General features: G+C 72.6%; 15 protein-coding genes and 1 pseudogene. 11 read left to right on the plus strand and 5 right to left on the minus strand.

All coding sequences use genetic code 11. The features are described 5' to 3' along the window. Positions 1-6: 6 nt before the first annotated feature. The 4 genes and pseudogenes from ACWDGI_RS36420 to ACWDGI_RS36435 all read right to left on the minus strand — a co-directional run. Positions 7-2,916, minus strand: a complete 2,910-nt coding sequence (locus ACWDGI_RS36420) for an ATP-binding protein (RefSeq protein WP_450766572.1) — start codon at positions 2,914-2,916, stop codon at positions 7-9. A 184-nt stretch (positions 2,917-3,100) separates the two neighbouring features. After that, positions 3,101-4,117, minus strand: coding sequence for a (-)-alpha-amorphene synthase (locus ACWDGI_RS36425; protein WP_450766574.1), 1,017 nt, complete (start codon positions 4,115-4,117; stop codon positions 3,101-3,103). After that, a complete protein-coding gene (locus ACWDGI_RS36430) occupies positions 4,092-5,570 on the minus strand; it encodes a cytochrome P450 (protein WP_450766576.1) in 1,479 nt (492 codons plus the stop codon). Before ACWDGI_RS36430 ends, ACWDGI_RS36425 begins: the two co-directional genes overlap by 26 nt. Positions 5,571-5,805: 235 nt before the next feature. After that, a pseudogene (locus ACWDGI_RS36435) lies at positions 5,806-6,159 on the minus strand (penicillin acylase family protein); the annotation flags it as partial. A 108-nt stretch (positions 6,160-6,267) separates the two neighbouring features. Here ACWDGI_RS36435 and ACWDGI_RS36440 point away from each other — a divergent pair. The 4 genes from ACWDGI_RS36440 (at position 6,268) to ACWDGI_RS36455 (ending at position 11,031) form a co-directional block, all read left to right on the plus strand. Continuing rightward, positions 6,268-7,770, plus strand: coding sequence for an acyl-CoA synthetase (locus ACWDGI_RS36440; protein ID WP_450766578.1), 1,503 nt, complete (start codon positions 6,268-6,270; stop codon positions 7,768-7,770). 67 nt (positions 7,771-7,837) lie between these two features. Next, on the plus strand, positions 7,838-9,373 hold the full coding sequence (locus tag ACWDGI_RS36445) for a fibronectin type III domain-containing protein (RefSeq protein ID WP_450766580.1): 1,536 nt from the start codon (positions 7,838-7,840) through the stop codon (positions 9,371-9,373). Positions 9,374-9,400: 27 nt separating this feature from the next. Further along, positions 9,401-10,120, plus strand: a complete 720-nt coding sequence (locus ACWDGI_RS36450; protein ID WP_450766582.1) for a class I SAM-dependent methyltransferase — start codon at positions 9,401-9,403, stop codon at positions 10,118-10,120. A 74-nt stretch (positions 10,121-10,194) separates the two neighbouring features. Beyond that, on the plus strand, positions 10,195-11,031 hold the full coding sequence (locus ACWDGI_RS36455; protein ID WP_450766584.1) for an alpha/beta fold hydrolase: 837 nt from the start codon (positions 10,195-10,197) through the stop codon (positions 11,029-11,031). 384 nt (positions 11,032-11,415) lie between these two features. Here ACWDGI_RS36455 and ACWDGI_RS36460 read toward each other — a convergent pair whose 3' ends face one another. Then, positions 11,416-13,026: an acyl-CoA synthetase gene (locus ACWDGI_RS36460; protein WP_450766586.1), complete on the minus strand. Its 1,611-nt coding sequence runs from the start codon at positions 13,024-13,026 to the stop codon at positions 11,416-11,418. Between the two features lie 187 nt (positions 13,027-13,213). Here ACWDGI_RS36460 and ACWDGI_RS36465 point away from each other — a divergent pair, with 187 nt between their 5' ends. From ACWDGI_RS36465 to ACWDGI_RS36495, 7 genes are all read left to right on the plus strand, one after another. Then, on the plus strand, positions 13,214-14,014 hold the full coding sequence (locus ACWDGI_RS36465) for a crotonase/enoyl-CoA hydratase family protein (protein ID WP_450766588.1): 801 nt from the start codon (positions 13,214-13,216) through the stop codon (positions 14,012-14,014). 129 nt (positions 14,015-14,143) lie between these two features. Continuing rightward, positions 14,144-15,085, plus strand: a complete 942-nt coding sequence (locus tag ACWDGI_RS36470; protein WP_450766590.1) for a Zn-ribbon domain-containing OB-fold protein — start codon at positions 14,144-14,146, stop codon at positions 15,083-15,085. Continuing rightward, positions 15,082-16,170 (plus strand): thiolase domain-containing protein, encoded by a 1,089-nt coding sequence (locus ACWDGI_RS36475; RefSeq protein WP_450766592.1) that lies wholly within the window; start codon positions 15,082-15,084, stop codon positions 16,168-16,170. The genes ACWDGI_RS36470 and ACWDGI_RS36475 overlap by 4 nt, the downstream gene beginning before the upstream one ends. Beyond that, positions 16,167-17,333, plus strand: coding sequence for a thiolase domain-containing protein (locus ACWDGI_RS36480; protein WP_450766594.1), 1,167 nt, complete (start codon positions 16,167-16,169; stop codon positions 17,331-17,333). The genes ACWDGI_RS36475 and ACWDGI_RS36480 overlap by 4 nt, the downstream gene beginning before the upstream one ends. 83 nt (positions 17,334-17,416) lie before the next feature. Beyond that, entirely contained in the window at positions 17,417-17,659 is a 243-nt protein-coding gene (locus ACWDGI_RS36485) for a DUF397 domain-containing protein (protein WP_450766598.1), read from the plus strand. Between the two features lie 150 nt (positions 17,660-17,809). Continuing rightward, positions 17,810-18,814 (plus strand): universal stress protein, encoded by a 1,005-nt coding sequence (locus ACWDGI_RS36490; protein ID WP_450766600.1) that lies wholly within the window; start codon positions 17,810-17,812, stop codon positions 18,812-18,814. A 138-nt stretch (positions 18,815-18,952) separates the two neighbouring features. After that, positions 18,953-21,616 carry an ATP-binding protein gene (locus ACWDGI_RS36495; RefSeq protein ID WP_450766602.1) on the plus strand — a complete coding sequence of 888 codons (2,664 nt, stop codon included), beginning with the start codon at positions 18,953-18,955 and terminating at the stop codon, positions 21,614-21,616. Positions 21,617-21,919 lie beyond the last annotated feature (303 nt).

A 21,919-nucleotide genomic window follows, 5' to 3' on the forward strand; every position in this document is an offset into this window, starting at 1 on the left:
GCGGCCTCAGAGCTGCCGGCGAGGGTGGTCCTCCAGGAACCCGGCGAGGCCGGCGGCGTCCGTGCCGATCTTGCGGTAGACGCGGGACAGCAACTGCCGTACGCCCTGCTCGGTGAGGCGCAGCTCCTTGGCGACCACGGCCACCGGGTGTCCCTTGACGGTCAGTTCGGCGGTCCGGAGTTCCTGGGCGGTCAGTGTGTCCGCCTGCACGTAGCGCAACGGCAGCGGGCGCATCCCGGCCGCCGACAGCTCCCCCCTGGCCCGCGCGGCGAGCGCCTCGGCCCCGCAGTGGACGGCTCCTTCCAGCCCCTGGTAGAGCCGGTCGGCGGCCTCCTGGAGCCGCCCGTTGCGGGACAGCGCGGCACCGTGCCCGACCTGGGCACGGGCGAGTTCGTAGGCGGCCGGCGACTGTTCCAGATGGCCGACGGCCTCCGCGTACAGATCGACGGCCGCGGGCCCGCCGGTCACCTCCGCGAGGGTGTGCAGGGCCTGGCCGACGGCGGAGGCGGCCCCGAACTCCCGGGCCCGCCGCACGGCTTCCTGGGCGTGGCCGACCGCCTCTTTGGGGGCGGTGGGGGCGAGTGCGGCGGCGAGATGCAGCTGCCAGGGGCACCAGGAGGGGTTGCGCCAGGCCCGTCCGTCCAGCCACTCGCCGACCGAGGACAGCAGCAGCGCCGCCTCGGCATGCCGTCCCTCCGCCAGCAGCAGCTCGGCGTACACGGTGCGGGGGTCGGGATAGATGACGGCGTTCGGGGCCGCCTCACCGAAGTGGTGCCGGTCGGCGAGGGCACGTGCCTCCGCAACCCGCCCACGGGCGACCAGGGTCTGGATCAGGATGCCGACGGCGAACCACTGTGCGGGCACGGCCCCTTCCACCTTGTCGGCGATCCGCAGACCCTGAAGTTCGAGGTCCTCGGCCTCGGCCAGACAGCCGCGTCGGTAGCGGATGTAGCCGGCGAGAGTGTGGCCGAGGGCCAGATGGGAGCCGCACCACCCCTTGGCCACACACTCGGCGATCCCCTTGCCGAACAGCTCCTCGGCCTGGCGCGGCCGGTCGCCGTACATGAAGACCAGCGCCACCGAAGCGGGTACCTCGAAGCCCCGGTTCTCGTCGGTCCAGCTCATGCCGCCGTCCAGGGCCTTCTCGGCATACCCGAGGGCGGTCTGCCGCGGTTCGCCGCGCATGATCGCGTCCCAGGCCCGCAGGCCCAGGATGTAGCGCTCCTCAAGACTGCGGCCAGGAAGGTGCTCGGCCAGCCGCGCCAGCCTCCGCGAGCGCGCGGGTGAGTCCCGGTCGTCGGTGCGGAACATGCCCCAGACGAACTGGTCGGCCTGCATCCGCAGTTTGACGCGCGGATTCGGGGCCTGCCGCGCCTCCTCGGTGGCCACCCGCTCCGCCTCGGCCATCTGGTCGGTGTGAGCCAGAGCCTGCGTCAGCCGGAAGACGACGGAGGCACGCAGATCGGGGTCGACGTCGGGCTCCGCCAGCGCCTGCCGCAGATGCCGCACCGTGGCCGTGGGTTCGATCAGGAAGGTGGCGCAGGCGAGTTCGTGCAGGATCGCGGCACGGTCCTCGGGAAGCGGCGGCTCCTGCAGCGCGCGGGTCAAAAGCCGCCCGGCCGCCTCGGTGGCCCCGGCACGAAGGTATTCGCGGGCGGCCTCGCGCAGACACTCGACCGTCTCGGTACTGCCGTCGCAGGGGACCTCCAGCAGATGGCGGGACGCGCTGGCCGCGCCGTATCCGGCGGCCAGGACCGCCTGCGCGGCGGCGTCGTGCAGGCCGGCCCGGAAATCCGTGCCGATGGACTCGTAGATGGTCGTGGCGATCAGCGGATGGACGAACTCCAGCTCGCCCTCGGGGCCGTGGCCCTCCGCCAGGATCCGCGCCGCGCGCAGTTTCCTGGTCGCCTCCGCCGCGGCCTGCTCGCCGAGGACCGCGATGGTCGCGGCGAGCTGCGGTGCGAAGGGCGACCCGAGTACGGCCGCGGTGTGCGCGAAGCGGACGGTGGCGGTACCGAGCCGCTCCAGGCGCGCGATCAGCCCCGGTCCCTTGATCGCCGCGGCCAGTTCGCGCATCACCGGTAGGTCATCCTCCGTGCCGCCCAGTCTCCGCTCGGCGAGTCCGATGGCGAGCTCCACCGCTTCGAAAGGGCTGCCGCTCGTCGCCTCCCAGCACTCCTTGCAGAACTGGTCCTCGGCCGCCTCCCCGATCTCGCTCCTGACGATCTGCGCCACGCCGTCGGCGGTGAGCGGCGCCAGGCCGTGCGGGCGGTCCCCGTGGCCCGCGACGAGGGCCCGGAGTTCGCCGGCCTCGGGCGGCAGTTCGTCGGGCCGGTAGGCCACCACGATCAGCAGCGGCAGGTCCTCGACCCGGGAGGCGAAGGAGGTGAGCCAGGTCAGCGACTCGGTGTCCGCCCAGTGCAGGTCGTCCAGGAGCAGCACGACGGGTGCCTGCTGCACCGTGAGGCGCGTCATGACCCAGTCCAGGCCCTCTCGGACCCCGGTCGGATCCGGTGCCGGGACGGCCCCCCGGGCTTCCAGGCCGAGCACCGCGGCGACGATGTCGTACCAGCTGCCGAGAAACGCGTGGAGTTGTGCTTCGTCCATCCTCGCCAGCGAGGGCTGCATCAACTGGCGTACGACGCGGAACGCCGACCCCTGCTCCGACTCGCCGCCCCGGCCCGACAGTACGGTGAGCCCGGATGCCGCGGCCCGGTCCCGGGCCTCCGTGACGAGCGCGGTCTTGCCCAGTCCCGCCCGGCCGGTCAGGGCGAGCAGTCCTCTGCGCCTCGCGCGCGGCACACCGTCCGTGGTTCCCCGAAGCTCCCGGAACGCGGCGTCGAGGGCCTCCAGTTCCCGTTGGCGCTCGATCAACGTCCCGCGGTCGATGATCGATTGCCTAGGCTCCGTCGCCATGTGCCGTACCGCTTTCTGTCGTTCGGCCCAGGGGAGCCGAGCGTACGCCCAGACCAGGTACGGCAGGCCGGATTGGGCACCATAGGGTGAATCATGAATTGAGAGGGGGATAATCTCCGATCTCCGGGTATAGAGCTCCGATGGCCAGGTCCCGGTGGCGCCGTCACCGGGGTGTGCCGGCCACCTACGAAGCGGCGGGCACCGACTCCACGTCCGCGTACCGTGGCACGGTCCGGGACCAGTGGTAACAGCCCCTGATCCAGCCGATCATGCCCTCCACGTAGCCGACGCCCGCGGGGCTCAACTCCGGCTCCACCTCGGCGTAGAGCCTCTCGAACTCCTCGATCGTGGCGTTGATCTGCTGGATGGCCAGGACGACGGCGGTCTGCAGGGAGCACCGGCGCTCGCGCTGGTGGGCCAGGGCCAGATTGATCATTCCGCCCGCCCGCTGCTCCTTCACCGCGGAGAACAGGTCGGGTATCCACACCGCCGCGTCGGCCGACAGCCGTCCCAGCCGCTGTACGACGGGGTGGTGGAGCTCGGCGGCGGAGAGTTCGTACGGCTGGGCGGCCTCGCACAACGGGTAGAACGGCTCGACGCCCGCGGTCAGCGACCGGATCGAGGTGCAGTCGCCCGCCCGTACGAGATACGGCTGGGCCTGCGCCACCGCCTCGTACAGCAGGCCGTGCACGTACTCACCGCTCTTCCAGGCCCACCGCGCGGCCTGTGCGGGGGTGCACCGCTCCCGGACCTGTCGGTACAGGTCGGCCAGGGCCGCGCCGAGGGCGGTGCAGGGCGGCCGATCGTCCCGCAGGACCGCGATGCTCTCGCACAGCATGGGGACCAGCCTGCCCGGGGAGCGTCGGCCGACGTCCTCGGCACGGTCGTCGAAGATGAACTGGTAGGCGATCTGGATGGCCACGATCTGGAGCAGGGCGGAGTCCATGGTGGGGCTGGTGTAGGACGCGAGCTCCGCCGGCCGGGTGTAGGCGATCATCGCCGCCACCCCCGGTTCGGCGGTCAGCCCCCACCTGCTCAGCCAGGTGTCGACGCCGGCGGCGGCCTCGGCTTCATGAGGGTTGCGTTGGAAGGGAAAGGGCATGTGGAGGTGGGTGTCGATCAGGTCGCGGAGGTTGGCGACCGGGGTTTCGTCCAGTACACCGACCGTGCTGTCCTCATGTGTTGCCGACAACGTGATCACCTGCCGTTCGGGAGTCCGAGACACGCGGGGTGGCCACGGATCGGGACGCGGGGGAGTCGGCGCGGGGCGTCGCGCCTGACGGCATGCGGGAGCGGGCTTCGCAGGCCATGACGAGGGAACGCGGGCCCAGCGTGATCGCGGGCCGCGGGGGCTGTTCGGCGGCGCCGGGCAGATGGCGCAGGCGCCGGCGGCCGGCGATGGTCGCGAGCGCCAGGGTGACCTCCACCATGGCGAACTCGTCGCCGAGGCATTTGCGGTTGCCCGCGGAGAACGGCATCGTCGCGCGGCGCTGTGCGGCGGTGGGCCGCCCGGGCAGCCAGCGGTCGGGGTCGAATCGCTCGGGGTCGGGGAACCACGACGGATCGTGGTGCAGGAGGTAGGGGCTGTAGAGCACGGTGGCCCCCGCGGGCAGCCGGCACCCGGCGAGTTCCGTCTCCCGGGTGGTGACGCGGGTGAAGAGCCAGCCGGGTGAGGAGTGGCGCAGCGTCTCGGAGACGACGCACCGGGTCTGGACGAGGCGCGGCAGGTCGTCCGGGCCGGGCCGGCGGCCGTCGGGGAGGACGGCGTCGAGCTCGGCGTGCAGCCGCTGCTCCGCCTCCGGGTGGCGGGCCAGCAGACTGAAGGCCGCGGCCAGCGCCAGTGCCGAGGTCTCGGCGCCGGTGAGCAGCAGCGTGATCAGGTGGTCGTGGATCTCCTGGTCGGTGATCGCCGCCGATCCGTCGGCGCCGCGCGCGGCCGAAAGCAGCGTGCCGAGCACGTCGTCGCGGTCGGCGCCGAGCCGGCGCCTCGCGATCGCCGTGTCGATGATCGCGTGCAGGCGGGTCAGGGCGCGCCGGTAGCGGCGGTTGGCGGGGGTCGGAACGCGGAAGAGGACGTCGACCGGGACGACCGTGCGGAGGAACAGGCCACGGACGACGTCCGCGAGACAGTCCCGCACCTGTGCGGCCGTCCGGTCGTCCAGGGAGTCGGAGAGCAGGACCCGGCTGATCACCCGGGTCGTGAAGGTCGTCATCGCCTCGGTGACCGGCACGGTCCCGCCCGCCTGCCATCCCTCGCACACCGACTCGGCCTCCTCGGTGACGAGGTCCGTGTAGGCGGCGACATGGGAGGGGCGGAAGGCCGGTTGCAGCAGCCGGCGCTTGACCCGGTGGGTCGGCTGGCGGCAGGTGACCAGACCGTCGCCCATCAGCTTCCCGAGCCGGTCGTAGAGCGGGCCCCCTTTGTCGAAGGTGTGCGGATCCATGAGCACCTCGTGGGTCAGCTCCGGGTGGCACACCATCCAGGCACGCTGGGGGCCCAGTCGTATCTCGACCAGATCTCCGTGTGCGGGCAAAGAATTCAGAAACGCCAGCGGTCGCCGGTAGAAGGCGATACCGTGACCGAGGAGAGGGAATATGCCGGGAGCAGTACCTGTCGTCCATGTTCGTTTTTGTTCAGGCACGGCGTCGTTCATGGAAACCTCCTGCCCGGTGCTACACGTGAAATGAGTGAAGGTGCCTCGGGTCGAACGTCCGAGACAAGTCCTGCCCAGGTTCCACGTTCCGCGGTTTCCCGAAACCTTTCTCCAAAGGGGCGCACGGGAGCACGCTGAAGCAGAATTCCCATGGTGTGAACGACTGGTGATGCATTGCGCATCGAGCGGGATGCCCCTGTGTCACTCAGGTGCGGTGCCGCCCCACGAGGAACGGGAAGCAGAGGTCGCTGGAGAGGTTGTCCCCGGCCGACGAGAGCGAGAGGTCGGTGGCCGCGGTGGCGCCGAAGAAGCCCGAGCGGTCGCCGCGTACGGTCGTGAATCCGTCGGCGACGGTGCAGACCCGGTCGGCCGCCTGCGCCCAGCCGGTGCCGAAGCCCAGGCCGGCGTAGCCGTCGGCGAGGATGTACGGAATGCCGTACTCGGTGTGGCGGATGACGGCGGACAGACCGCCGTGCGAGGGACGGTCCCCAGGGGCGGGCCGCCCCGCCGCGGCGGCCGGTGACGCGGCCGAGGCGGTGAGTACGGCGACGGCTGCGACGAGCAGCCGTCTCGCGCGGGTGGTGCGCATCTGTTTCTCCCAACGTCGTTGCGGGACAAAACGGTTGAGCCCGGTTGCGCGGAGGTGCGGTGCCATGGTGCTTGACCTCTCCCGGTGACGGGCCGAGGATCATGAGTCATGACGCAGGGACAGGGCAGCACGGTTGACGGAGTGCTGCGGCGCAGCGCCCGGCGCACCCCCGCACGGGTGGCGCTGGAGTACGGCGAGCGCCGGTGGACGTACGGGGAACTCGACGACGCCGTCTCCCGGGCGGCGAACGTCCTGCTCGACCAGGGCCTCACCCGCGGCGACCGGGTCGGCAGCTACGGGCACAACTCGGACGCCTACCTGATCACGTTCCTCGCCTGCGCCCGGGCCGGCCTGGTGCACGTGCCGGTCAACCAGAACCTGACCGGCGACGACCTCGCCTACATCGTCGGCCAGTCCGGCAGCTCCCTGGTGCTCGCCGATCCGGACCTCGCCGGACGGCTCCCGGACGGCGTACGGGCGCTGCCGCTGCGGGACGCCGACGGCTCGCTCCTCGCCCGGCTCGCGGACGCGCCGCCGTACGACGGTCCCGAACCGCGCAGCGAGGACCTCGTGCAGTTGCTGTACACCTCGGGCACCACGGCGCTGCCCAAGGGCGCGATGATGACCCACCGGGCACTGGTGCACGAGTACCTGAGCGCGATCGCCGCCCTCGACCTGAGCGCCGGTGACCGGCCCGCGCACGCGCTGCCGCTCTACCACTCCGCCCAGATGCACGTGTTCCTGCTGCCCTACCTGGCGGTCGGCGCGACCAACATCATTCTGGACGGGCCGGACGGCGACACCCTCTTCGACCTGGTCGAGGCCGGACGCGTGGACAGCCTCTTCGCACCGCCCACCGTGTGGATCGGGCTGTCCAACCGGCCCGACTTCGCATCGCGCGACCTGAGCGGACTGCGCAAGGCCTACTACGGGGCGTCGATCATGCCGGTGCCGGTCCTGGAACGGCTGCGTGAACGGCTGCCGAAACTCGCCCTGTTCAACTGCTTCGGGCAGAGCGAGATCGGGCCGCTGGCCACCGTACTGGCACCAGAGGAGCACAAGGGGCGGCTGGACTCCTGCGGCCGTACCGTGCTGTTCGTGGAGGCGCGGGTGGTCGACGAGGACGGCGAGGACGTGCCCGACGGCACGCCCGGCGAAGTCGTCTACCGCTCACCGCAGTTGTGCGAGGGATACTGGGAGAAGCCCGAGGAGACCCGGGAGGCCTTCCGGGACGGCTGGTTCCACTCCGGCGACCTCGCGGTACGCGACGCCCACGGCTACCTCACCATCGTCGACCGGGTGAAGGACGTCATCAACTCCGGTGGCGTACTGGTCGCTTCACGACAGGTCGAGGACGCGCTCTACACCCACGAGGCGGTCGCCGAGGCCGCCGTGATCGGGCTGCCCGACGAGCGGTGGATCGAGGCCGTCACGGCGGTCGTCGTGGCGCGCGGCGAGGTCGGCGAGGCCGAGCTGATCGCCCACGTCAAGGAGAAGATCCCCGCCTTCAAGGCGCCCAAGCGGGTGCTGTTCGTGGACGCGCTGCCCCGCAACGCCAGCGGGAAGATCCTGAAGCGGGAGCTGCGGGAACGGTTCGGGGAAGCCTCATGACAACCCAAGACGTCCGGTTCCATACCTTGCGCGGCTTCCGGTACCACGTCCGCCGTTCACCGGTGGCGTGCACATAGCAGACATGCGCTGCTGTCTCCCCGTCCCCCTCGGCGCACTCGCGGGCATCCCCGGCCCCTGCGAGATGCTGCGCTCCGGTTTCCTGCTCGCACCCGCCCTGCTCAGGTCCGCCACCGCCCCCGCGCCCCGTCACCCCCGCTCGCTCGCCGCCGTCCACCTGGAGCTGGTCACCCTCACCGAGGACCGTGCCGTCGTCACCTGGCACACCGCCCTGCCCGGCACCGACGACGGCACCGGCCGCATGCTGCCCGCCGTCACGGAGGGCGAGGTCGTCTACGGCACCCATCCCGGCCGCCTGAACCGCACCGTGGGCGAGGACCGCCCCACCGCCCACCACCATGTCGAACTCAGCGGCCTGGAGCCGGGCCAGACGTACTACTACCAGGCCCGCTCCCGGGGCGTGCCCGCCACACCCACCGCGCTGCACCTGGTGCGCGGCAACGCGGCCGGCACCTCCCGGCACGGCCTCGGCTCGCCCGGCGGCCCCTACTCCTTCACCACCCCCCAGCCCCCGCCCGGCCGCCACCTGCTCTCCCTCGCCCTCTGCAACGACCTGCACATCGGCGAGACCGTAGCCGGTCTGGTGGCCGGCGTGCCCTTCCTGCGCGGCGTGGCCCAGCGGGCCGGGCGCACCGCCTACCCGGAGCTGATGAGCCGCGCGGTGGTGGACGAGGCCCGCCACCGCGGCGCCGAGCTGCTGCTGGCCGCCGGTGACATCTCCGCCGGCGGCGGCCCCCGCGACCTGGCGGAGGCCCGGCGGATCCTGGACGGCTTCGGCACCCACCGGCGGGACTACCTCGTGGTCCGCGGCAACCACGACCGCGACGCGCGGGAGGGCGACGCCTTCCGCAGCGCCTTCGGCACGCCGGACGGTCCCGGCTGCTTCGAACACGACGTGGGCGGGCTGCGGATCATCGGCCTCGACACCTACGACAAGCGCGGGAACGGCGGTGACACGGGCGCTCTCGGCGCCGAGCAACTGTCCTGGTTCCGCCGCCGGCTGCGGGCCCACCGGGAACAGCCCACCGTGGTCTTCGGACACCATCCGCTCACCGTCCGGGACGCCCTCTTCCCGGTGAGCCCCGGCCAGCGCCTCGGCCGCCGCCAGGCCCGCGCGATCCTGCGTGCCTATGCCGCCGCCCCGGGTGTGTTCCTGCACCATGCCGGCCACACCCATCGCAACAAGCGCACCCATGTGTCCCTCGCCCCCCAGGTGACCCTGCAGGAGGTCGGCGCCGCCAAGGAGTACCCCGGCGGCTTCTTCCTGCTGCGCATCCACTCCGGCGGCTACGCCCTCAACTTCTTCCGGGCCCGGCACGCCGAGGCCCTGGAGTGGAACGAGCGCAGCCGGCGCCAGGCCGGCGGAGTCTGGCCCTACCACGCGCTCGGCCGAACGGTGGCCGACCGCAACAGCGTGGCCGTCCGCGACCTGTCCGGCATCGGCCGCCCCACACAGCCGTCCGCGCCGCCCCGTTCGCCCCAAGGGATGACGGCCGACCCGAACCCCCGCCAGGATGTGGCCTGAGACACGGCGCCTCCGTAGCGTGGACGCATGTCGACCCTGTGGGAACTCATGCACGACTGCATCCCTGACGACCACGCCCGCCAGGTCACCTCCCGCTACTACCTCGACGAGGCCATGAGCTCGCCGCGGGCCCCGGACCGGGTGGTCGACCTCGGATGCGGGCGGGGCACCTCGGCCGGGCTCTTCCGGCGGCACGCCCCGGACGTGCGGTGGGTGGGGCTCGACATCCGCGACTCCCCGGAAGCCGCACAGCGCTCGCCCGGCGGCGACCCGGTGGTGTACTTCGACGGCGTCAACATGCCCTTCCGCTCCGGCGCCGTGCCGCTGGTCTACTCGCACCAGGTCTTCGAACACGTCGCACGGCCCAGGGAACTGCTCGCGGAGGTGGGCCGGGTGCTGCGTCCGGGCGGACTGTTCATCGGCAGCACCTCCCAGTTCGAGCCCTACCACTCCTTCAGCCTGTGGAACTACACGCCGTACGGCTTCCGGGTGCTGGTGGAGGAGGCCGGGCTGGCCCTGGAGGAGATCCGGCCCTCGCTGGACGGCGTGACCCTGATCATGCGCACCTACCACTCCTCGCGGAAGAAGGAGTACGGCCGGTTCTGGCAGACGGAGTCGCCGCTCAACACGGAGATCGACACCTGGGCACGCAAGAGCGGGCGCCACACGGCCCTGGTGAACCTGCGCAAGCTCACCTTCTGCGGCCAGTTCGCGTTCCGGGTGAGCAAGCCGGCCCCGCGGACCTGACACCGCCGCCCGCGCGGGCGGGCCCCGCCGAACTCCGTTGCCGTACCGCGCCGCCGTCCCCCATGATCGGCCCCATGCCCACCTTCACCGCCTCGGACGGGACCCGCCTCGCCTACCACGTCCGGGGCGAGGGCGAACCGCTCGTCGTGCTGCCCGGCGGACCCATGCGCGCCTCCGCCTACCTGGGGGACCTGGGCGGCCTGACAGCCCACCGCCGGCTGATCCTGCTCGATCTGCGCGGGACCGGCGATTCCGAGGTACCCGCCGACCCGGATTCGTACCGCTGCGACCAACAGGTCGACGACGTGGAGATGTTGCGGGCGCACATAGGGCTCGACCACATGGACGTTCTGTCGCACTCGGCGGGCGCGAGCCTGGCGATCCTGTACGCGGCGGCCCGTCCGCACCGGGTACGGCGGCTCGCGCTGATCACCGGCAACCCCTCGGCCGTCGGCCTGCGGACCACCCCGGAGGAACGCCTGGCGGCGGCCCGGCAGCGGGCCACGGAGCCCTGGTTCGCCGAAGCGTTCCCCGCGCTGGAGGCCTGGCTGAACGGCACCGGGGACTTCGACGAGGTGTTCATGCCCTTCTTCTACGGCCGCTGGGACGACACCGCCCGGGTCCATGACGCGGCCGCCGAGGAACAGACCAACGACGAGGCCGGCGACCGCTACTTCGCCGACGGCGCCTTCACCCCCGAGGCCACCCGGACCGCCCTGCGCGCGCTCACCGCCCCCGTCCTGCTGTACGCGGGCGAAGTCGACGGCGGACCCAGTCCCGCACTGGTCCGGCGCGCCGCCGCGGCCTTCCCGAACGCCGAGGTCATCGTGCAGCCCGGAGCCGCCCACTACCCCTGGCTCGACGACCCCGAGGAGTTCGTCCGCCGTACGGTCGGTTTCCTGGACGCCTGAGCCGGGCTCGGCTCCGCGGCCCGAACGCTCTCAGGAAGCGGTCGCGGAACCGGTTCATCGCCCGGATCGGGGCGTCCCCGGCCGGCTTCGGACCCGGCGTCCAGCCCCAGCCGGCCACCCGGTCCAGGACCTTCGGGTCATGGGCGACGATCGTGATCGGGACGTCCCGGCGCGGGCCGCGCGCGACGGCCGCCGGGCGGGGCTGGTGGTCGCGAGGCGCCGGGGCGGCACGGCATGGTGCCCGGGGCCGTGCGCCGCGGCGGATGCTGAGGGCTCCCCCTTGAACCCGCTGGTCACCGTATCGAATGAACCCGCTGGTCAGTCGCATCGATCCGGCGCTGGGCGGGGTGCGCCCGCGCGTGGTGCGCGGCGCGCCGCCGCGGCCTACCGGTCGGCGGCCACCGCCACCTCCCGGGCCCACCGGTAGTCCGCCTTGCCGCTCGGTGACCGCTGGATGGACTCGGCGATCACCAGCTGACGGGGGATCTTGTACCCGGCCAGCTGGGTACGGCAGTGGGTCTGGATGTCCGTGAGAGAGGGCTGATCGGCGCCCTCGCGCAGCTGCACCACGGCCGCCACATGGTTGCCCCACTGGGCGTCCGGCACCCCGGCCACCAGCGCGTCGTACACGTCCGGATGGGACTTCAGCGCCTGCTCGACCTCCTCCGGGTACACCTTCTCGCCTCCGGTGTTGATGCACTGCGAGCCCCGGCCGAGCACCGTGACGACGCCGTCCTCGTCGACCGTGCCCATGTCGCCGAGGAGCACCCAGCGCCGGCCGTCCTTCTCGAAGAAGGTCTCGGCCGTTTTGCGCGGGTCGTTGTAGTAGCCGAGCGGGACATGGCCGCTCTGCGCGACCCGGCCGATCTCGCCGACCGCGACCGGCTCATGGGTGGCCGGATCGACCACCCGCGTACGGGAGTTCACGCGGACGCGGAACCGGCTGCCGGCCCCGGAGTCGTTCGTCGCGGTGCCGTTGAAGCCGGACTCGGAGGACCCGAAGTTGTTCAGCAGCATGCAGTTGGGGACGAGTTCGCTGAACTGCCGGCGCACGGTCTCGGAGAGGATCGCGCCGGAGGAGGAGACGCTGAACATGGAGGAGCAGTCGGTGCCCTTCAACGGCCCTTTCAGGGCGTCGATCAGCGGGCGCAGCATCGCGTCGCCGACCAGCGACATGCTGGTGACCTTCTCCTTCTCGACGGTCCGCAGCACCTCCTCGGGCACGAACTTGCGGTGGATCACCACCCGTTGCCCGAAGTTGAAGCCGATGAAGGTGGTCAGCGTCGACGTGCCGTGCATCAGCGGGGGAGTGGGGAAGAAGGTGATCCCCGTGCCGCCCGCCGCGACCCGCTCCGCCAGCTCCTCCGGCCGTTTCACCGGCTCGCCGGTCGGCGCACCGCCCCCCAACCCCGCGAAGAAGAGGTCCTCCTGACGCCACATCACACCTTTGGGCATTCCGGTGGTGCCGCCGGTGTAGATGATGAACTGGTCGTCCGCGGAGCGTGCCGGGAAGCCCCGTCCGGGCGACCCCGCCGCCTCGGCCTCCGCGAAGGACAGGGCCTTCGGACCCGGCTCCGCCTCTCCCACCCGCACCAGGTGCCGCAGCTTCGGCGCCCGCGGCAGCGCCGCCGCCACCCGGTCGTCGAACTCCGCGTCGAAGACCAGCGCGACCAGATCGGCGTCCTGGTAGAGGTAGGCCAACTCCTCCTCGACATAGCGGTAGTTGACGTTGACCGGCACGATGCGGGCTTTGAGGCAGCCGAGCACCGTCTGGAGGTACTCGACCCCGTTGTAGAGGTGCAGCCCGAGGTGCTCGCCCGGGCGGATCCCGCTGTCGGCCAGGTGGTGGCCGATGCGGTTGGCGGCCGCGTCCAGCTCCGCGTAGGTCAGCCGGCGTTCCGCACCCGTGCCGGGGTGGTCGAGGTACACGAGCGCCTCGCGGTCCGCGGCCACGTCGACGACCGACTCGAACAGATCGGCAAGGTTGTACTCCACCGCTCCTCCTGACCCCGGCAAACCATGGCGAAGAAAGGCGCACTTGTCGGTTCGCCGGTCATCAGAGCAAAGGGCGCGGCAAGTGGGAAGGGTTCGCGCGAATAAATCTGACTGTCTGTCAGAAAACCCTTGAAGTGCCTCCCGCCCTACTGCAACCTGTTCTCGTTCCGGCAGAGGGGAGAGGTCCATGGGTGGGACGGAACACCTCACCGTACGGCGCGAGGGCGCCACACTGGTGCTCACGCTCAACAGGCCCGAGGCCAAGAACGCGCTCTCGATCTCCATGCTCGTCGGCCTGTACGACGGCTGGATCGCGGCCGACGAGGACGACGAGGTCCGCTCGATCGTGCTCACCGGAGCCGGCGGCGCCTTCTGCGCCGGGATGGACCTCAAGGCGCTGGCCGGACAGGGCATGGCGGGCGAGCACCTCCGCGACCGGCTGAAAGCAGACCCGGACCTGCACTGGAAGGCCATGCTCCGCCACCATCGCCCGCGCAAACCGGTGATCGCCGCCGTCGAGGGCCACTGCGTCGCGGGCGGCACCGAGATCCTCCAGGGCACCGACATCAGGGTCGCGGGCGAGTCCGCGACCTTCGGCCTGTTCGAGGTGAGACGCGGGCTCTTCCCGATCGGCGGCTCCACGGTCCGGCTGCAACGCCAGATCCCGCGCACCCACGCCCTGGAGATGCTGCTCACCGGACGGCCGTACACCGCCCGCGAGGCCGCCGGCATCGGGCTCGTCGGCCATGTCGTCCCGGACGGCACCGCGCTCGGCAAAGCCCTGGAGATCGCCGAACAGATCAACACGTGCGGGCCGCTGGCGGTCGAGGCGGTCAAGGCGTCGGTGTACGAGACCGCGGAGATGACGGAGACCGACGGGCTCGCGGCGGAGCTGAAGCGTGGGTGGCCGATCTTCGACACGGCCGATGCGAAGGAAGGCGCCCGCGCCTTCGCGGAGAAGCGACCGGCCGTCTACAAGCGCGAGTGATGCCCGGGGTACGCCGGACGCCGCGGGCCGTGCGCGGCTGGTCGCGCCCGCGCGGCGGAGCCGCAGATGCGCGCGCCCCGCGCCCCCTCGGGGGCGCGACACATCGACCTTCTCAAGGAGGCAGCCCCCATGCCCGAAGTCCTCAAAGCCCCCCTCGTCGTCGAGTTTCCCTTCACCCGGTCCCTCGGGCCCGTGCAGAGCGCCTTCCTCACCGGACTGCGCGAACGCGTCGTCCTCGGCGTGCGGACCGGCGACGGCCGCACCCTCGTCCCGCCCGTCGAGTACGACCCCGTCACCGCCGAGGAGATCCGCGACCTGGTCGAGGTCGCCCCCACCGGCACCGTCACCACCTGGGCCTGGAACCACGAACCCCGCCGCGGCCAGCCCCTGGACACCCCCTTCGCCTGGGTCCTGGTCCGCCTCGACGGCGCCGACACCGCCCTGCTGCACGCCCTCGACGCCCCCGGCCCCGACACCGTCCGCACCGGCATGCGGGTCCGCGTCCGCTGGGCCGAGGAACGGTCGGGCGCCATCACCGACATCGCCTGCTTCGAACCGTACGACGGTGGGACGGCCGAACCGGGCGGCCACAGCGGCGAGTTCGAGGACGCCGTGCACGGCATCGTCGCCCATGCCCGCCTCGACTACACCTACTCGCCCGGCCGCGCCCAGTCCGCCTACATCGACGCCCTGTCCACCCGGCGGACCTACGGCGAGCGCTGCCCCTCCTGCCGCAAGGTGTACGTTCCGCCGAGGGGTGCGTGCCCCACCTGCGGGGTGGCCACAGCGGAACAGGTCGAAGTGGGTCCCCGGGGCACGGTCACCACGTTCTGCATCGTCAACATCAAGGCGAAGAACCTCGACATCGAAGTGCCGTACGTCTACGGGCACATCGCCCTCGACGGCGCCGGCCTCGCCCTGCACGGCCGGATCGGCGGCATCCCCTACGACCAGGTGCGGATGGGCCTCAGGGTCGAACCGGTGTGGACCGACGGGGCCCGCTACCCCGACCACTACCGGCCCACCGGCGAACCCGACGCGGACTACGACACCTACAAGGAGCTGCTGTGACCGCACCGACGCGGGACATCGCGGTCGTCGCCTTCGCGCAGACCGACCACCGGCGCACCAGCGAGGAGCTCTCCGAGGTCGAGATGCTCATGCCCGTGCTGCACGACGTCCTCCAGCAGACCGGGCTGCGCACCGCCGACATCGGCTTCACCTGCTCCGGCTCCAGCGACTACCTGGCCGGCCGCGCCTTCTCCTTCACCCTCGCCCTCGACGGCGTCGGCGCCTGGCCGCCGATCTCCGAGTCGCACGTCGAGATGGACGGCGCCTGGGCGCTGTACGAGGCGTGGACCAAGCTGCTCACCGGGGACGCGGACACCGCGCTCGTCTACTCGTACGGCAAGTCCTCACCCGGCTCGGTCCGGGACGTGCTCACCCGCCAGCTGGACCCCTACTACCTGGCCCCGCTCTGGCCGGACTCCGTCGCCCTCGCCGCGCTGCAGGCGCAGGCCCTCATCGACGCGGGCGAGACCGACGAGCCGTCGCTGGCCGCGGTCGGCGCCCGCAGCAGGGCCGATGCGCAGGCCAACTCCCATGCCCAGCTGCGGGGTCCGGTGCCGCAGGGCGACTACCTCGTTCGGCCACTGCGCACCGGCGACTGCCCGCCCATCGGCGACGGGGCCGCGGCGGTGATCCTCGCGGCCGGGGAGCGGGCCCGCGAGCTGTGCTCCAGGCCCGCCTGGATCCGGGGCATGGACCACCGCATCGAGGCGCACGGCCTCGGCGTCCGCGACCTGACCGACGCACCGTCCGCCCGGCTCGCCGCCGAGCGGGCGGGCGCCTTCGAGCGGCCCGTGGACACCGCCGAACTGCACGCGCCGTTCAGCTCGCAGGAGGTCGTGCTCCGCAAGGCGCTGCGGCTCGGCGACGACGTACGGGTGAACCCGTCCGGAGGGGCCCTCGCCGCCAACCCGATCATGGCCGCCGGGCTGATCCGCATCGGCGAGGCCGCCGCCCGCATCCACCGCGGCGACGGCGACCGCGCCCTCGCCCACGCCACCTCCGGGCCCTGTCTGCAGCAGAACCTGGTCGCCGTACTCGAAGGGGACCCACTGGAGAGCCCCGCCCAGGAAGGGGATCCGCGATGAGCAAGGAGCCCGTGGCCGTCGTAGGGGTCGGCCAGACCAAGCATGTGGCGGCCCGGCGGGACGTGTCGATCGCCGGGCTGGTCCGGGAGGCCGCGCGACGCGCCCTCGACGACGCCGAGTTGGACTGGGCCGACATCGATGCCGTCGTCATCGGCAAGGCCCCCGACTTCTTCGAGGGCGTGATGATGCCCGAGCTGTACCTGGCCGACGCGCTCGGGGCGGTCGGCAAACCCATGTTGCGGGTCCACACGGCGGGGTCCGTCGGCGGCTCCACGGCACTCGTCGCGGCCAACCTCGTCGCCGCCCGTGTCCACTCCACCGTGCTGACCCTCGCCTTCGAAAAGCAGTCCGAGTCCAACGCCATGTGGGGACTGTCCCTGCCGATCCCCTTCCAGCAGCCGCTGCTGGCGGGCGCGGGCGGTTTCTTCGCCCCCCACGTGCGGGCCTACATGCGGCGCAGCGGCGCCCCCGACACCGTCGGCTCGCTGGTCGCCTACAAGGACCGCCGCAACGCCCTCAAGAACCCCTACGCCCACCTCCACGAGCACGACATCACCCTGGAGAAGGTCCAGGCGTCCCCCATGTTGTGGGACCCCATCCGCTACTCGGAGACCTGCCCGTCCTCCGACGGCGCCTGTGCCATGGTCCTCACCGACCGGGCCGGAGCCGCGCGCTCCTCGAAACCGCCCGCCTGGATGCTGGGCGGCGCCATGCGCAGCGAACCCACCCTCTTCGCGGGCAAGGACGCCGTCTCGCCGCAGGCCGGCAAGGACTGCGCGGCCGACGTCTACCGCCAGGCCGGGATCGCGGACCCGCGCCGGGACATCGACGCCGTCGAGATGTACGTGCCGTTCTCCTGGTACGAGCCCATGTGGCTGGAGAACCTCGGATTCGCCGCGGAGGGCGAAGGCTGGAAACTCACCGAATCGGGTGTCACCGAACTCGACGGGGACCTCCCCGTCAACATGTCGGGCGGAGTGCTCTCCACCAATCCGATCGGCGCCTCCGGCATGATCCGCTTCGCCGAGGCGGCCCTCCAGGTCCGCGGCCTGGCCGGAGAACACCAGGTGGACGGCGCCCGCAGGGTTCTCGGGCACGCCTACGGCGGCGGCTCGCAGTTCTTCTCCATGTGGCTGGTCGGCGCCGCGGCCCCCGACTCCTGAAAGGACCCCCTCACGTGGCCTGTTGAGTGCCGGAACCGAAAGCTAGGCTGGCCGCGGACGACGAATTCGGGAGGAGCACGGACGTGGCCGAGAGCACCATCCAGCAGCAGTCGGTACTGGGCTGGGACAAGCCGGAGCTGGACCTCAGCGAGGCCGAGTGGCAGTCCAGCAGCCGTGGCCTGGGGGATGTCCAGATCGCCTTTGTCGAGGGATTCATCGCGATGCGCAACAGCGGCCGCCCGCAGAGCGCTTCCCTCATCTTCACCCCCGCCGAATGGGGCGCCTTCGTGTCGGGGGCCCGGGAGGGCGAGTTCGACCTGACCTGAGCACCGCCCCCGGTTCCGCGGCAGAGAGGTGAACCGGGGGTGTGTTCCGCAAGGATTTCCGGACACGTGACCAGCAGCGCCCTTCCGGGGCCGCCGCCTGAGACAGGCTGGCCCCGGACAGGGAAGGTCGTATTCCGGAGGTGAGCAACGATGAGCAGTGCGCCGGTCATCGCCGCGGTGGACGGTTCGGACGACAGCCTGCGCGCCCTGGACTGGGCCCTCGACGCGGCCCGGCGCCGGGGCGCGTCGCTGCGGGTGGTGCATGTCCGCCAGTACGCCGCCTGGGGACAGCCGGACGTCATGGTCGCCGGAGAGCGCGACGCGGCCGGTGACCCCGTCCTCGACGAGGTCCGCGACCGGCTGGCCGCCGACGCCGGGGGACCGGTCATGGAGCACGCCGCCGACGCCGGGGGACCGGCCGTGGAGCACGCCGCCGACGCCGGGGGACCGGCCGTGGAGCACGCCGCCGACGCCGGGGGACCGGCCGTGGAGTACGTGGCCATGGAGGGCGCCCCGTCCGCCGTGTTGCCCGAACTGGGCTTCGACGCCCAGCTGTTGGTGCTCGGCTCCCGGGGCCGCGGCGGCTTCGCCAGCCTGATCCTCGGCTCCAACGGCATGGCCGCCGCCCGCGACGCCGGATGCCCGGTGGTCGTCGTACCCCGGCCGGGGCGTGAGGTCGCCGAGGAGTTCCCCACGCGGCCCGGACCCCGGGTCGTGGTCGGTGTGGACGTGGACAGCCCCGACGACGCCACCCTCGCGTTCGCCTTCACGGAGGCCGCGTGGCGCGGCGCCCGGCTCCAGGTGATCGCCGCCTACCCGTGGCCGGTCCAGTTCTGGGCCACCGCCGGGGAACTCGCCCCGCCGGCCCTCGACCAGGACGAGATCGAGCAGGAGACCCGCACCCTCGCCGACGGCTTCCTCGCCCCGCACCTCAAGGAGCACCCGAACGTGGTCGCCGAGGCCCTCTCGCTGCCCGGCGACGCGGCCGGCGCCCTGGTCGCCGCCTCCAAGGACGCCGAACTGGTCGTCGTGGGGCGCCATCGACGGCGCCTGCTGGCCCCGACCCGCATGGTGGGCTCGGTCACCCAGGCGGTCCTGCTGCACGCGGCGAGCCCGATCGCGGTGATCCCGCCACCACCGTCCGAAGCGTCCTGAAGTGTCCTGTCAAGCCCCTTGGGTCAGTAACCGTCAGTAGGGAGCGGATCACGCTCATCGGGCGTACGCTGAGCTGCCTGCAAGCCACGGTGCGCGCCCGCTCCCCGCGCTCGCGCATCACCGTGGCAGGGGGTGGTCATGGGACAGCGGGTCCTTCGCAACCGACGGACGCTCTACGAACGGGAGAGCGAACTCGCCACCGTCGACGAGGCGTTGGCGGAACTCACCGGCCTGAGCGCGAACGGCGCGGCACCGGCCGACCGGCCGCTCGGCGCCCTGCTCGCCTTCGCCGGCCGCGCCGGCATCGGCAAGACCACGCTGCTCGCCGAGGTCCGCCGCCGCGCCGCCGCCCAGGGCTGCACCGTGCTCTCCGCCCGCGGCGGCGACCAGGAACAGCGCGTCGCCTTCCACGTCGCCCGCCAGCTCCTGCAGCCCCGCCTCGCCGGTGCGCCGGAGGCCGAACTCCGCGCCTCACTGGGCAGTTGGTACGACATCGTCGGCCCCGCCCTGGGCCTGTGCGCCCCCACCGAGGGCGCCCCGCCGGACCAGCAGGGCCTGCGCGACGGCCTCGACTGGGTGCTCACCCACCTCGTGGTGCGCCAGGCACCGATGGTCCTCGTCCTCGACGACGCGCACTGGGCCGACCCCGAATCCCTCGGCTGGCTCGCCGCGTTCGCACCCCGCGCCGAGCAACTCCCGCTGCTCGTCGTCGTCGCCTACCGGCCCGACGAACTCCCGGACCACGCCGAGTCGTTGCGCGGACTGCCCGGCCGGGCCGGCGGCCGCCCGCACGACCTGGAACCGCTCAGCGCCGGCGCCGTCGCCGGCCTGGTCCGCGAGAGCCTCGGCGCGCACGCCGACGACACCTTCTGCCACGAGTGCTGGGCCGTCACCGCCGGCAACCCCTTCGAGACCGTCGAACTGACCGCAAAGGTCCACGACCGCGGCCTCGACCCCACCGAGGCCGGCGCCCCCCTGCTGCGCGACCTCGCCGCCGCCGTCAAGGGCAGCGGCCTGATCGCCCGGCTGGAGCGCCTCGGTCCCTCCACCGTCCGGTTCGCCTGGGCCTGCGCCGTGCTCGGCACCGAGATCCATCCCGCGCTCGCCGCCGCCGTCGCCGGCCTCGGCCACGAGGAGGCCGCCGACGCCGCCGACGCCCTGCGCGGCGTCCGTGTCCTCACCGGCGCCGAGACCCTGGAGTTCGTCCACCCGCTGATCGCCACCGCCGTCTACCGGGCCATCCCACCCGGCGTCCGGGTCGCCCTGCACGGCCAGGCCGCCTGGTGCGTCACCGACGACGGCCAGCCCGCCGCCACCGCCGCCCGCCACCTGCTGGAAACCCACCCCGAGGGCGACACCTGGGTCGTCCAGCGGCTGCGCGCCGCCGCCGGCGAGACCCTGCGGGCCGGCGCCCCCGACGCCGCCTGCCGCTACCTCGCCCGCGCGCTGCGCGAACCCCCGCCCGCCAAGGACCGCGCCGCCGTCCTCTACGAACTCGGCAGCGCCTCCCTGCTCACCGAACCCGCCACCACCGTCAACCACCTGCGGGCGGCCCTCGCGGAGCCCATCGCCGAGCCCGAACTGCGCCAGAACATCGTCTACCGCCTCTCCCAGGTCCTCGCCCACAGCGACCGGCTCGCCGAGGCCTCCGAGACCCTGGCCCGGGAGATCCGGCTGACCGGCGACGCCCGGGTCCGGCTGCGGATGCTCTCCGAACAGTTCATGTGGGACGCCTTCCGCGCCGACGAACCCGACCACCCCTCCCGCTCCCGCCGGCTGGCCCGGCTCGCCGACCGGCTCCAGGGCCGCGACCTCACCGAGCGGTACATCATCGGCCTGCGCACCTGGGACGCGGTCCAGCGCGGCGAGCCCGCGCAGGTGGCGCTCCACCACGCCGAGCGCGCCCTCGCCGGCGGCCTGGGCTGGGCCGAGTCGGACCGCGGTTTCGAGGTGCCCGTCCTGGTCGCCCTCGCCTTCATGTACGCCGACCGGCCCGACCGCACCGAGGAACTCTTCGCCACCGGCACCGCCGACTTCGAACGCCAGGGCTGGCGCGGCGCGCACCTCTCCTTCGCGTACACCCTCCACGGTTACGTCCGCTACCGGCGCGGCCGCCTCGCCGAGGCCGAGGACCTGGTCCGCTCCGGGCTGCGCCTCGCCGAACGCGTCGGCCCCGGCACCCCCGCCCACTGGTACGCGGTCGGCACCCTCGTCCAGACCCTGCTCGCCCGCGGCCGCACCGACGAGGCCACACAGGTCGCCGAGCACCACTCCTTCCACGAGCCCTTCCCGGCGGCCGTGGTCTTCCCCGACGCCCAGACGGTCTACGGCGAACTGCTCCTCGCGCGCGGCCGCACCCAGGAGGCGGTGGCCGAGCTCTCAGCCGCGGGCCGCCGCCTGGAACCACGCGGTATCCGCAACCCCGCGTGGTGCCCCTGGCAGCTCCACCTGGCCCGCGCCGAGAGCCACGACGCACCCGACCGTGCGCTGGCCACGGCCCTGGAAGCGGTCGGCCGCGCCCGCCAGTTCGGTGCCCCGTCGGCGATCGGACAGGCCCTGCGCACGGCGGCGGAGGTCACGACGGGTCCGGCCCGCCTGACCTACCTGAAGGAAGCGGTGTCCCACCTGGAACGCTCTCCGGCAGCTTATGAACTGGCGTGCGCGCAGGTGTCCCTGGGCCGGGAACTCCGCGACGTCGGCCACCTCCGCAGGGGCCTGGAGACGGCCGAGCGGTGCGAGGCGGACGGCCTGGCGGACGAGGCGCGAGCCGAACTGGCAGCGGCGGAGACGGCGCCTCTCTAGCAGCGGTCGGCGACGACCCACCCAGGCGCGCGGGGCCGCATCCGACATGTGGCTCCGCCGCGCGGCGGTCCGGCGGCGAGTTCGACGGCCGGGCCGAGGCCGGTGGCGGTGTCGGCGCGGGCGCTCCCGCGGCGGGACGGGGCGCCCGGCTGCCGGAGCCGGAGAAGGCGCCATGGGCCGTCACGATCGCGGGCTTGGTCCGTCCGGGTCCCCCGTGGTGAGGCGGTCCGCCGACCACGGACGGCCCGGGATGCGGGAGGGTGCGTTTCGTTGGAACGTTGTCGTGTTCGAGGGTGCCGCCCC

The organism is Streptomyces sp. NPDC001220, assembly GCF_053597895.1.